Origin of the sequence: Paenibacillus ginsengarvi (genome assembly GCF_003626695.1) — a bacterium.
Lineage (GTDB): Bacteria > Bacillota > Bacilli > Paenibacillales > NBRC-103111 > Paenibacillus_AB > Paenibacillus_AB ginsengarvi.
The window spans coordinates 122,306-135,082 of record NZ_RBAH01000019.1 but is presented as its reverse complement, the minus strand read 5'-3'; the positions used below and the strand labels follow the sequence as shown (position 1 = coordinate 135,082).

The following is a 12,777-nucleotide window of genomic DNA, read 5'->3' as shown; positions in this document are numbered from 1 at the left end:
AGGCACGGATCGCAACGACCGTGCCTGCTTGTTTTTTTTCAGCTAGTCACTCTACTACTCGATAAGCTCGGCCAGCTTTTGATGGATCGCTGTTTCCGCTGCTTCCGTAAACGGCGAACAAAGACCGAAGTATGCACAGGATCCGACCGACTCATATCCGCCTTCCCGAAGCTGCCGGGCCGTGGACACATAACCGATCATCCCGTTGCTGTAAGCTACAGGGAGCGTGCGTTTGTCTGACCGATCTTTGATGAACAGACCGTACTCCACGACCATTTCCGCATTCATGGCGAGCAGCGATAGCCCGTCCGCAATATCCATGCGTACCAGGTCAAGCTCTGCCGCAGGCCGTACCAGTTCCGGATGGTCCAGCAGCAGCTTTGCCCAGCTGCGTATGTGCGGTTCCGCCGATTGGCTGTATGCGGCAAGCTCCGACAAGGTAGGGACAGAAGAGAAGGCCAATGGCAGTTTGACGTGCTTCCCTTGTGGCGAGCATGGTTGCAGTTCATGCATAGGACCGTTCAACACGTTCTTCACCGATTCGTATAACCGTGCTCCAAGCTGCTGAACGTCTGTATCGGTTCCGCTGTAAAATTTATCGTCACGGTACAAGGGCGGGCGTACATCGCCGCAGCACCCTTGGAAGAACAAGGAAACGGCGCCGCCACCCACTTCACGTTCCAGTTGTTCCATGGCTAAGCCGCAATACTCGGATGATACGAAGTTGGCGCTCGTCGTCGTCGGGTGGCACGTATAATGGACGATCCATGCTTTTGCTTCTCCCGTGCCGTTGACGAAACGGATCACCGTGACTTCAGGGTCCGTGACCCCCTGCGTATTCGGAGCGGTAACCATCTTGCCGTCAATGAGCTTCCTGCGGTGGACGCCAATGTCACAAACTCCGGACCCGCGCTTTATAGTAACAGGCTCCAAATTGGCCTCGGCAGTTTCAATACCGGCGAGCAACTTGCGCTCCAGATCTTGAAGATAGCTGTCGTCCGCTAAGCCCAGCGACGGCATCAGGAAACTTGTTTGCGGACCGGAATGGCTGTGCGAGGCATTGAGAAGGATGTCTTGCGCCCCCATGCCCCAGCGCGTTGCCAGTTCCCGTCGCAGCTTCTCCGTCAGTTCGGTTGACCACCAGATGAGATCGCCGGCAACAAGCAGACGGTTACGAACTGTTCCCGTTTCCTCGTCTTGCTGCCTAAGGAAAAGGACTTTCGCATAAATCGGGTGGTGTACCCCTTCGAAGACGCCATTTCGGTTGCTGTAACCGGCCAACATTACGGGGGGATTTGGAGTGATGTCGATTTTACAGGTTCCTAACCAAACGCTCATATTCGTTTCAACTCCATTGTAGTATCGTTCAGGGACGATTGGTAACGCAAGTTCATGATAAACTAAACCCGCTTGGAACGTATGCCATTTTCATGATTTGTTGCGCCATTATTTTTGAGGTTCTAGCCAGCTTCATAGACGAACAAGAGGTCATCGATGGATGACCTCTTAGTTGGCATACTTATTTACGGGGAACCGGATCGGCTTTGTTTGAGTTGTTCCTGCATTGCTTTTTTGGTCGACGGTCCATAGATGCCATCTGCGGTAAGCTCATTTTTCTTTTGAAATGACTTCAGCGCCTCCGTCGTTTCCTTACCGTAGCTGCCGTCCGCCCCGCTAGGCATCGATTCGCCGAGCTTGAGCAGCGTTTCCTGCACTGCCTTGACTCCGGGCCCTTTTGCACCGGGCTTCAGCACCCCGTCAGGCAGTTCATCCGGCGCCGCGGGTTGTTCGGCCGCCGAATTCCCCGGTTTCACGGTCGGCGCAGGCGAGTTCGGTTGCGGCGGTTTATCTGCTTGCGGGACTGTTCCCGTCGTTTCCTGCACTTTAGCCGGTGGTGCGGCAGTTTCTGCGGCTGCGGCCGGCGAGCCGGGAACGGATCGCGCCGCGGTTAACCACATTCCGGGTTTTCTTGTCGCTTTGACGTTCGGATCGGCTCCGAAGCTTTGCAGAAGCTTGACTATATCCTTGTGCCCGGCCGTCCTCGCTTCCTCCAAAGCGGTCTTCCCGTCAACCTTGATTGTCGGGTCGGCGCCGCCTTCCAATAAAGCTTCGACCATTTCATAACGTCCGAGACCGGCGATGTTCGGGAGCGCTTCGTTCATCGCTTTGTTGACCGGATACCCGGCTTTTAACATCATTTTGGTGACAAAAATATTGTTATGGAATAAGACCTGCAGTTCCAGGAAATTTTGCGTCTCCTCAATTTTGGCCTGCTTCAAAAGCTTTTGTGCGTCAGCTTTGGTTTTGGCCTGATCCAGCATGCTCTTGCCGCCTAGGCTTCTCAAGTAATTCGCCATGTTCTCTTGACCGGTGATAAGCGCGTGATCGACCGGATACAGTCCGACGGAATCGGGCCGATTAACGTCTTCTCCTTGCTGGAGCAAGAAATCGATAATGTCCCGGGCATCGTTGGCCGCGGCGTAGATGAAGGGCCGGGCATCCTCCCAATCGCCCTTGCGGATATCGGCGCCGGCGTCCATCAGCTTTCGAAACATTACGAAATCCTGCTTCATGGCGGCTAGCGAAATGGCCGGAATCGTATCCGGCCCATTCACGTTCGGGTCTGCTCCTGCCGCCAGCAGCATGTCGACAATCTCGTGACGTTTGTACGGCGGAATGACTAGAGCCCGGTGGAGCGGCGTTTTGCCGGCCTTGTCCATTTCATTGATGTAAGCTTTGTCGAGCGTTTGCCGGACCCTCGCCGGATTGCCGCTTTCTATCGCAGCGATCAGCGCCGCACGGTCTTTGGCCGCAGCCGGGGCGGATTCTTGTTTTTCCACGATTCGAGTACATACTTTTATGTAGTCCGCATCGAGCAAATTAAAATTGTCCCGAATATCCAGCTTCAGCCGGCCGCGGGCTTGTCCGTTCAGCGCGTATACTTTGCGCTCGTCTGCATCGTAAACGATCATCGGTCCGATAGCGCTCGGACATGCTATGTATTCGCCGTAATCCGTTCGAACCACGCGCAGGTCGTTCCAATCCCAATTGGTATGGACCGTCCGTTTGAACGCCTCTTCCGCTTCTTTGCGCAGCGCGGTGTTGTCTGCCGGTTCTTCCAAAGCGTTCGCATCCTTAAGGGGAACTTCAGCTTCTTGTTCCCCATCCGAACATGCGCCTAACACTCCGATCAACAAAAACGCGGCGAATGTCAATTGAATCGTTTTCTTAAAGCTCATCAAGTATCCCCCAAACATGCTTCCATTTTTAACAAATCGATTATAAGCGGCGATTCGGGGGACGTCAAATCAACTTAAGTTCCGTGCACAACTGATACAAACGATGCAGCCCCCCAAGCTGCTCTCTGTTGCGCTGAACCAATGCCCCGCGCGCAGTTTCGATCAGCGCTTGTAAGGTATGCAGGTCACCCTCTGACAGTTTTGCAATCGCTTGTTTAAGCAGGACCACGTCGCTGGAGTAGACTGCGTTTTGGGTTGATTTCAACAGCCATATTTTCACTTCTTGAAACAGGTCATACTGGCGATAGCGATTTGTTTCGTTAGTTCTCGCAGACTGAATGTACCCCTCCTTTTCCCAATACCGGAGAGTGGAGGCGGATAGTTTCGTGGCTCTCGCCATTTCCCCTATGTTCTTCCGCGTACGTTCCCTCGTTTTCTCCTCTTTGATCTGTATCAGTAGCCCTTCAGCTTCATCCAGCATTTTGCGATCCTCATGCATGGCAGTTTGAGCATCGTTGAGCAACCAGAGCGCTTCACCAAGCTCTCTTCGTTGAAGCAGGGAAAGGACTGACGAGGTAATTTCCATGCCGAACCCTGGAGACATGGCAACGATGCACTCAAAATAGACAGGATGCTCGGAGGTATATTCTCGATATCCATTGGGAGCCCTCTTAGCAGGCGGTACGAGTCCCCGAGCTTCATAGTTTCGTAAAGAGCTTGTACTTATCCCTAGCTGTTTGGCGATATCCGCAGGACGTAATAGACGGCTCATGATTCCCCCTGATAGCTCTAAAGATTATATGCCTTATAAAGTTTTGGTTCTTATGTTACTGATAATTCGATAGATTTTTGTCAAAACCTTTGCATTCGCTTCAATGATATACAATGAAGTTGTAATTCGTTAATAAAGCGGATGGAGGAATATGCAAATGATCGAATTGAAACCAGAAATGACCGTTGAATCATTGAGTGAGGCATTCGATGCGTATATCGAGCGCAACTGGAGTTCGGTGCTTACCGGTAGTAGAGATGAACTTCTTGCTCTGTTTCCTGAATATGAGGATGCGACGTACGGCATGTATTTGGACAAATTGATCCCCCCTGCCTGGCAGGAGCTGCAGCGCAATGGATTTCAATTGGTAGACACGGCCAGAGAAGATGATTTTGTGATCGCGGGTTGCCTTCTGTTCCGGAATTCAGTGGAAAAAGCGGAGTGGGGTAGCCCGGGGAATGAGATTCGTATGTTTTGGATGGTACTTCAAAATCATGAGAATAAGCCGATCGGCACGTTGGTTATGGAATTTTCCCATTCTCACATTCAGTTTGACATCCCCAATCGTCCGAAGATCTTCGCCTTCGAAGAAACCGAGCGAAAAGAGATTTTGTCCCGCATTACGCAGAGACAAAAGACTCGGTAGCGCCTCGTGAACGATCTCATGAAAAGCCGCATATCATGCGGCTTTTCAACATTTTAAATGAAACTGCCATTACTTTACGATAGGAAACGGATGGCCTACCGAGAAGCCTAGCCTTAGCGAGATGTCATAGGCCGCTTCTTGGACTTTCTGGATAAGGGCGGGGAGATGTTCGTCTCCGAACTGCACATCAAGCCCGGCAATGCTGAGCGCCGCAATGGCTTGGCCGGTATGATCCATAATGGGGGCGCCGAGCTCGGCCGTGTAGTTTTCAAGTTCGGAGCGGCTGAAGCTGTAGCCGCTTTGTTGCGATTGTTCCAAGGCGTGGCGTAATAGCTGCTTGTCTACGATCGTTCCGGAGCAAAGCGGCTTCAATTCCACTTCATTCAAATATTGCTCCCGTTCCTCCTCGGGCATGAAGGCGAGGATGATCCGGGAGGAAGCGCCTGCGTACAGCGGGGCTTTTTTGCCTATTTTGGTGAACAGCCGTACCGGGTGGTCGGTATCCAGTTTTTCGATATACATCGTGGAGTAGTCGTCCCGCACTGCAAGATGGACCGCCCGGTTGACGTCGTCGCGCAGCCGCTGCATCACTTCAAGTGCGGCATGCCGAATATCGAGGCGTTCCGCCACCAGGTTCCCGAATTGCAAAAATAACAGGCCGAGGGTGTAGCCGCCGTCGGCTTGCTTGGTTAAAAAGCCCATCTCTTCAAGTGAGCCGATCATGCGGTGCACGGAGGTTTTCGGTATATGGGACAGCTCCACCATCTCATTAATGGTGAGCTTCGAATGAGTCAGGAACAGGTGAAGAAGGTCCATCGATCTGACGACCGTTTTATTTTTGTTTTGCATCGTTTGCCTCCAGTTTGTTCTTGGTATGCCAAGTATCAGTATACAACGAAATGCGGCGGAAATCTCATGGAGCGAATGCTGCTTTCGAGCACGGGCTTGACTTGACATGCAAAATAGATCTTGCTTTTTGATCAAAACCAACTATAATGATCGTATATATCGGGATTGATTTTCGGATTTTAAATTCCGATATTCGGAATTTGGGCGGACTATATGGAGGAGGCGGCGGTACGAGGATGGGCACTCAAGTTTTACAGGTCAGGAGCCGGCGGGATATTATTGATTTTGTCAACGGCAATCCAGTTAGCCGGTCTGGATTTAAAATTATTTTGCTGGCGCTTGCCGGCGTGTTTGTCGATGCATACGATTTTACGAGCATCGGGATTGGCACGGCACAGCTGCAAGAACAGTTCAATCTGTCTTCCGTTGAGCTCGGAAGCCTGACGGCCATCATGGCTGTAGGATCGCTGCTCGGCGCCGTTTTTGGCGGGTATTACACCGATAAGTTCGGCCGGAACAAAATGTTTATGATCGACTTGTTCCTTATGGTGTTCGCCGCATTCGGCGCAGCGCTCTCGCCCAACTTTACCACCCTTGTCATTTTTCGCTTTTTGATGGGGATTGGCGTCGGTCTGGATATCCCGATCGCTCTCAGCTTTATCGCGGAGTACAGCAACATGAAGAAAAAAGGCTCGAACGTCACGTTATGGTGCCCGCTCTGGTTTTGCGCCGCTTCGGCTACGGGTTTGATCGCGCTTCCTTTTTATTTGCTGGACCAGCATGAATATATATGGAGATGGTCTGTCGGCCTTGGCGGTGTTTTTGCCCTTATCGTTTTGTTCCTGCGTTATTTTTATATGAACGAGAGCCCGTTATGGGCGGCGAATTATTTGTCGGTCGAGGAAAGTGCCAAAGTCATTCGCAAAACGTATAACATAGAAGTGGTTGTCCACCCCGAAGCGAAGGGGAGTGCGGCAGAGGGCAAGAAGAAGGTGCCGTATACCGCTATTTTCCGCGGCAAATACAGGATGCGCACGCTGCTGGCATCGATCATCACGTTTACGCAAAGCATGGAATACTTTGCCGTCGGCTTTTACATTCCAACGATCTCTACGATTCTTTTCGGAAAAGGCGTCATCTACGCGATTACCGGCACGATCGTTTTTAACTTGTTCGGGGCGCTTGGAGGGTTTATGGGCTCTTCGCTGAATACCCGCTGGGGGGTTCGCAAGTTGTCCATTGTCGGTTATATCGTGGCTGTAATCGGATTGCTGTGCATGGGGCTGCTGGGCAATACGTATATCGGCATTTCGGTAGTTCTGCTGGCCGCGTTTATATTCGGTCATGCGTTCGGTCCGGGATCGCAAGGGATGACGATGGCGACGCTGTCTTATCCGACCGAATTGCGCGGAATCGGAGCCGGCTTCGGACAAGGCGCGACGCGCGTAGGCAGCATTCTCGGCTTTTTCCTGTTCCCGGTTGTACTGGCTGCCGTAGGGCTGCATAAGACGTTGCTATTGCTCGCGATTGTTCCGTTTCTCGGTTTGATCGCCACCTTGCTCATCAAGTGGGAGCCGGTCGGCCACGATGTCGAGAGCGAGGAGATCGAAGCGAGGGCGTGAATCTTGAACTTTTGGCTTGTATCATGTACAAGCTAGATCCTCTTGCTTTATAATGATCGTATACTTGATTACTTCCGTATTTCGGTATGATAAATCCGAAATACGGAATTTATTGTTTGAATGTGACCTTCATCCAGTATTCCGTTTACGTTTTACTTATTGCGAGGTGCAAATGTTAGCATGATAGGCGCTCAGGACCGTTTACAGGAGAAACAGCCGCAGGATGTGCGGATCGTACCGCTTGGAGATACGGCCATTGTCGTTCAGTGGGGCGATGCCATTACGTCGGAGACGCATCAGCGCGTCAGGCAGCTAACGGCTTTTTTGGAGGATCGGCCGTTTGCCGGTTTGATCGAGTATGTACCCGCATTTACTACCGTCACTGTGTACTACGATGCGCTGACGCTGATCGATAAGCACGCCGGGCTCGTCGCTCCTGAAAATAGGGATTTCCCGTTCGCGATTGCGGAGGCCCTCCTAAGCGATATCGTTAATCAGTTGGTGACGACAAGTGATCGGCCTGCCAGAATAGTGGAAATTCCGGTCTGTTATGGAGGCGAGTTCGGGCCGGACCTGGAGGCGGTAGCGGCTTTTGCCGGAAAATCAGCGGAAGAGGTGATCGCCATCCATACGTCTGCCTATTATCTCGTTTACATGCTTGGCTTTGCCCCGGGCTTTGCTTATTTGGGCGGTATGTCCGGCCAAATCGCAACTCCGCGGCGCGAAACTCCGCGGCTGTCAATACCGGCGGGCTCGGTAGGCATAGCCGGCGGCCAGACGGGCGTTTATCCGATCGAAACCCCTGGAGGTTGGCAGTTGATCGGGAAAACGCCGATACCGTTGTTCCTTCCCGGGCAGACGCCGCCTACCCGGCTGCAAGCAGGGGATATTGTTCGCTTCCGCCGCATTTCCCGAACGGAATATGACCGGTGGAAGGAGCCTGCACGATGAGCTTGTTTGTAGAAAGACCTGGATTATTGACAACCGTTCAGGACTTGGGGCGGTACGGGGCACAAAAGTATGGCGTTATCGTAAGCGGGGCGGTAGACCGGCTGGCGCTGCGTATTGCCAATCTGCTCGTCGGCAACGAAGAGGGCGAAGCGGGTCTGGAGATTACGATCATCGGTCCCGAACTGGCGTTTGAGCGCACGGCGCTAATCTCCATCTGCGGTGCGAACTTGTCCCCGGAGCTGGACGGCAAATCCGTTCCGCTATGGAAAACCATCATGGTGCCGGCAGGGAGCCGTCTGAAATTCGGCAAAGCCCGGCAGGGCTGTCGGTCGTATGTCGCTATTGGCGGCGGGTTAGATCTCCCGGCGGAAATGAATAGCCGCTCGACCTACTTGCGTGCAAAGCTCGGGGGATACTTGGGCAGAGCTTTGGAGACAGGGGACAGAATCGCCCTCAGGGAGCCTTCTTCCCAGAACAAGCGGCTGCTCCATGTGGTAAGCGGGCATGAGGACGAAGACGGCTATGCGGCGAGTCCCTGGTCGGTATCCCATGATCTGATCCCGCCCTACCAGCCCGAGCCGACCGTTCAAGCGACGGCCGGACAAGAATATGAGCTGTTCGACGAGGAAAGCCGGCATCGTTTTTTTCACGAGCCGTTTACCATTTTGCCGCAGTCGGACCGAATGGGGTATCGTCTCAAGGGGAGCCCGCTTCTGCTGCGGGAGCAGCAGGAGATGATCTCGTCCGCGGTGACCTTCGGAACCGTCCAAGTGCCTTCCGACGGCAATCCGATCGTGCTGATGGCGGATCACCAGACAACGGGCGGTTATCCCAAAATTGCGCAGGTCATCTCGGCCGATTTGCCGCTGCTGGCGCAGGCGAATTTGGGCGGAAAAGTCAGCTTCCGGCTCGTGTCGCTGCGAGAAGCACAGCAAACCTATGTGGCGCAGCAGTTGGCTTTGCAAACGCTTCGCCGCGGGATGGAGCAAATGGCCCATTCATGACGAGGAGATTCTATCGACCAGGAAAGGGAGAGAATGATGCACATTGTAGATTTGAACTGCGATATGGGAGAAAGCTTTGGAGCGTATTCGATGGGGAGAGACGCCGAGGTGCTGCGGTTTGTCACTTCCGCCAACATTGCTTGCGGCTTTCACGCCGGCGATCCGGCTACGATGCGCCGTACCGTCAAGCTTGCCTTGGAGCACGGCGTCGCGCTGGGCGCTCATCCCGGGCTGCAGGATCTGATCGGCTTCGGCCGGCGGGATATGGATATATCGCCTGAGGAAGCTTACGATATCGTCGTTTATCAGATCGGCGCGCTATCGGGCTTTGTCCGGGCGGAAGGCGCGAAGCTCCAGCACGTGAAGGCGCACGGCTCGCTCTACAATATGGCGGCCCGCAGCGCAGGGCTTGCCGAAGCGATCGCAGAAGCGGTGTACCGGATCGATCCCGAGCTGATTTTGTTCGGTCTCGCGAACAGCGAGCTGATCCGGGCGGGCCGGAAAGCCGGTCTCAGGACGGCAAGCGAAGTATTTTCCGACCGGACGTATCAAGAGGACGGTTCGCTTACTTCCCGCAGGCTGCCGAATGCGCTCATTACCGACGAACGGCAATCGGTCGACCAAGTCGTCCGGATGGTCAAAGAAGGCAAAGTTTTATCCCAGCAGCAGATCGACGTTCCGATTCAAGCCGATACGATTTGCATTCATGGCGATGGCGTGCACGCGGTCGCATTTGCCGAACGCATACGCCGTTCGCTGGAGGAAGCAGGCGTGCTTGTACAAGCAGCTGGTGCCGGGTTACGCAAGTCATAAACGGCAAATGGAAGGAGAAGGATGGCATGGAGCCTCTACAACTGCAGGCGGATGTACTTATCGTAGGATCGGGCGCGGCCGGTATGATGGCGGCCAGGGCTGCGGCGGATGAAGGAGCCCGGGTGCTGCTTATAGACAAAAGCTTGATCGGCCGCGGAGGCGCGACGATTCTCGCCCAAATGACCGTTGCGGTCGCGCTGGGCGAGGCCGACGACGACAATACCGAGATTCATTTCGAGGATACGATGAAGGGCAGTCGCGGACTTGCGGACCCGGCCATCGTAAGGGCTATCGTCGAACGGGGCCCCGAAGTGATTTTGGAGGCCGAAACGTATGGCGTCAATTGGGCGAGAACGGCCGAGGGGAAACGGTCGCAGGCTTTTGCTCCCGGACATTCCAAATCCCGCTGCGTTTACGTCGATATTTTGAATACCGGCGGCGCGACGGCGGCAGGGCTGAAAAAGGCGATCTGGAAAGAGGAGAAAATCCGGCGTTACAAAAATGTCATGGTCACGAACATCGTCGTCGACGAGCAAGGCCGGGCAGTCGGCGCGGTCGGGTTCGATATCGAGCAGTATCGCCCCGTGAGCGTTGAAGCTTCTTCGGTCATACTGGCGACCGGCGGACTGACGGAAGTGTACGAGCGAAATAGCGCCTCCGCCAATATGACGGGGGACGGTTATATGCTGGCGGCGGAAGCGGGAGCGGAGCTGCGCGATATGGAAATGGTGCAATTTTTCCCGATCGCCCACTTATTCCCGCCGTTAGTCGGCATCGATCCGATTATGTGGGACCCGTTCCGGTACAAACTGGGCGGCCGCCTGCTGAACGGCAACGGGGAAGAGTTCATGGACCGGTATAACGGCGAAGTGTCCGGCCAATATACGGCGACGCGCGACCAGACGACGCTCGCTATTTTCCGCGAGGTGGAGGAAGGGCGCGGGACGCAGCATGGCGGAGCTTATCTCGATTTCCGCATGGTCCCGGAACAAAAGCTGAAGGAAGCGTTCGGACCTGTCATCGATATTTTGCGCAGCCAAAATGTCGACTTGACCCAGGATATGGTGGAAGTGGCGCCGATGGCGCATTTTATGCTGGGGGGCGTGCGCGTCGACGAACAGATGCGTACCCGGGTGCCGGGCTTGCTGGCGGCAGGAGAACTGATCTATGGGATGCATGGCGCGAACCGGTTGTCCGGTAATGCGATAACCGAGGCGCTCGTAACCGGGCGGATTGCAGGGGAGACGGCCGCACGGGAAGCGGCCGCTCACTCCGGCGAGCCGTCCAAGAGGGCCGTCATTGACGAAGCGCTCGCTAAAGAAATGAACCGCCTCGAGCAGTTCTGGCATCCGCAACCGGCGGGCCGCGACCAGTCGTCCCTGCAAGCGTTCAAACGCAAATTCCAGCATGTCATGTGGAAAGGGGCGGGACCGCTGCGGACAGAAGCCGGCTTGCTCCAGGCGCTGGACGAAGTTCGCGCGTTAGGCGAAGAATTGGAGCAAATCGCGCTTGCGCGGCAATCGACGTACGTGCTGCCTCTTGTCGAAAAGGTTGAAGCCGCCCGTATGCTGCAGACGGGAGAGGCGATCATCCTTGGCGCCCTGGAGCGCAAAGAATCCCGAGGGGCGCATGTCCGGCTCGATTATGAGGAAACGAACGAACAGCCGGTCAGCTATACATTTCGCTGGAACGATCGCCGGCAGTGGGAGATTCAACCGAATGTGCTGCAAGGCACGAATCCATAAAGGAGGGGATGGACGATGTCCACCGTCACGCTGCAAGTAGTACGGGGCGACCGGCAGAGCGGTTCCGTGCTGGAAAGCTATGAGGTGCCCTTCCGGGACGGAATGAGTTTGCTGGACGCTATTTTTTGGATTCGCGAGCACCGCGATCCTTCTTTGTCGGTCCGTTACTCTTGCCGCTCCGCCAATGCCTGTAAGGAATGCTCGGCTCTCGTAAACGGCAAAGCGGGATATTTATGCACCGTTCGCGCCGTTCCCGGCCAAGAGTTCCAAATCGCGCCGCTAAAGGCGCTGCCTTGGATTAAAGATCTGGTGACCGCCTTGGAATAAACAAAAGCCCGTCTGCCGCCAGAGCACCATGCTCTGCGACAGGCGGGCTTTTTCTATTAGCGGACGCTGGCAGCGACACGTTGGCCGTCCTGAACCTTGCGAAACTTGCTGAAGCAGGCGATGCGCCATACTGCGATGTAGCTGATTGTCGCGACGTTGAAGATGAAGCCGAGCACATCGGGACTCAGGCTCGTCATCGTGAACATAAGGACGAGGCGAAGCGCGAAGATGGCGCCCAGGAAGACGAAGATCACATAACTTATTTTAAAATAAACCGTCCCGGAACGGGCTTCGAAGTTGGTTACGGCGATAAGCGGAAGCGCGACGACCGCGCCGGCTGCAGCCGCGAGAAGCAGCGGCAGGCTTTGCACGTGCAGCTCCGGATTAAGCAGCTGAAGTAGCGAGGTGGAGACGAAGACGATCGGCAGCAGCAGCCTGGCTCCCGAGCCTTTAACCGGTTTTTTCATCCCTTTGAACACGGACAGGACGATTACAAAAAAGATCAGAGCGGACAACCCTACGGACATCGCCACGTTCATAGTAACAGCACTTCCTTTTCCGAAATTTGATATCTCAAGTATCCTCGATTTCCGGCCTTCCCACTAGTGGATTCCTTCACGAAGACGGGATGATAAAATTCACGATCGTGAACCGCTCTATGAACATTCTCATCGTGTTTTCCTCATCCCGGTGAACGAGGGCGCTATGGTTACGCTTTAGGTGCCGATGTGGAAGCTGCTTGTATTCGTTCTTTTGACCCAGAAGGTTAAGAGCTTTGATGGTAGCGATGAGCCTCCCGGCATTATACA

At 54.3% G+C, this 12,777-nt stretch carries 12 protein-coding genes; 7 read left to right on the top strand and 5 right to left on the bottom strand.

Going from position 1 to position 12,777, the window contains the following annotated elements; all coding sequences use genetic code 11:
• Positions 1-54 precede the first annotated feature (54 nt).
• The 3 genes from D7M11_RS23545 to D7M11_RS23535 form a co-directional block, all read right to left on the bottom strand.
• Positions 55-1,338: a neutral/alkaline non-lysosomal ceramidase N-terminal domain-containing protein gene (locus D7M11_RS23545; RefSeq protein ID WP_120749720.1), complete on the bottom strand. Its 1,284-nt coding sequence runs from the start codon at positions 1,336-1,338 to the stop codon at positions 55-57.
• Positions 1,339-1,523: 185 nt separating this feature from the next.
• Positions 1,524-3,239, bottom strand: coding sequence for an ankyrin repeat domain-containing protein (locus D7M11_RS23540; RefSeq protein ID WP_158606789.1), 1,716 nt, complete (start codon positions 3,237-3,239; stop codon positions 1,524-1,526).
• Between the two features lie 64 nt (positions 3,240-3,303).
• Positions 3,304-4,011 carry a MerR family DNA-binding transcriptional regulator gene (locus D7M11_RS23535; RefSeq protein ID WP_120749718.1) on the bottom strand — a complete coding sequence of 236 codons (708 nt, stop codon included), beginning with the start codon at positions 4,009-4,011 and terminating at the stop codon, positions 3,304-3,306.
• Between the two features lie 157 nt (positions 4,012-4,168).
• On the opposite strand from D7M11_RS23535, the gene D7M11_RS23530 reads away from it, so the two are divergent.
• Positions 4,169-4,657 carry a DUF6022 family protein gene (locus tag D7M11_RS23530; RefSeq protein ID WP_240041273.1) on the top strand — a complete coding sequence of 163 codons (489 nt, stop codon included), beginning with the start codon at positions 4,169-4,171 and terminating at the stop codon, positions 4,655-4,657.
• A gap of 69 nt (positions 4,658-4,726) precedes the next feature.
• Here D7M11_RS23530 and D7M11_RS23525 read toward each other — a convergent pair whose 3' ends face one another.
• Complete coding sequence (locus D7M11_RS23525; RefSeq protein ID WP_120749717.1) at positions 4,727-5,506, bottom strand: IclR family transcriptional regulator; 780 nt, start codon at positions 5,504-5,506, stop codon at positions 4,727-4,729.
• A 236-nt stretch (positions 5,507-5,742) separates the two neighbouring features.
• Between D7M11_RS23525 and D7M11_RS23520 the strand changes: the two genes are divergently transcribed.
• From D7M11_RS23520 to D7M11_RS23495, 6 genes are all read left to right on the top strand, one after another.
• Positions 5,743-7,128, top strand: coding sequence for an MFS transporter (locus tag D7M11_RS23520; RefSeq protein ID WP_120749716.1), 1,386 nt, complete (start codon positions 5,743-5,745; stop codon positions 7,126-7,128).
• 180 nt (positions 7,129-7,308) lie between these two features.
• Positions 7,309-8,079, top strand: coding sequence for a 5-oxoprolinase subunit PxpB (pxpB, locus tag D7M11_RS23515; protein ID WP_120749715.1), 771 nt, complete (start codon positions 7,309-7,311; stop codon positions 8,077-8,079).
• Entirely contained in the window at positions 8,076-9,083 is a 1,008-nt protein-coding gene (locus D7M11_RS23510; RefSeq protein ID WP_120749714.1) for a 5-oxoprolinase subunit C family protein, read from the top strand. The genes pxpB and D7M11_RS23510 overlap by 4 nt, the downstream gene beginning before the upstream one ends.
• A gap of 36 nt (positions 9,084-9,119) precedes the next feature.
• Complete coding sequence (locus D7M11_RS23505; protein WP_120749752.1) at positions 9,120-9,896, top strand: LamB/YcsF family protein; 777 nt, start codon at positions 9,120-9,122, stop codon at positions 9,894-9,896.
• Between the two features lie 26 nt (positions 9,897-9,922).
• Positions 9,923-11,641, top strand: a complete 1,719-nt coding sequence (locus D7M11_RS23500; RefSeq protein WP_120749713.1) for an FAD-binding protein — start codon at positions 9,923-9,925, stop codon at positions 11,639-11,641.
• 15 nt (positions 11,642-11,656) lie between these two features.
• Positions 11,657-11,968, top strand: a complete 312-nt coding sequence (locus D7M11_RS23495) for a 2Fe-2S iron-sulfur cluster-binding protein (RefSeq protein WP_120749712.1) — start codon at positions 11,657-11,659, stop codon at positions 11,966-11,968.
• 56 nt (positions 11,969-12,024) lie between these two features.
• On the opposite strand, the gene D7M11_RS23490 is transcribed toward D7M11_RS23495, so the two are convergent.
• Positions 12,025-12,507, bottom strand: a complete 483-nt coding sequence (locus D7M11_RS23490) for a CcdC protein domain-containing protein (protein ID WP_120749711.1) — start codon at positions 12,505-12,507, stop codon at positions 12,025-12,027.
• Positions 12,508-12,777: the final 270 nt, after the last annotated feature.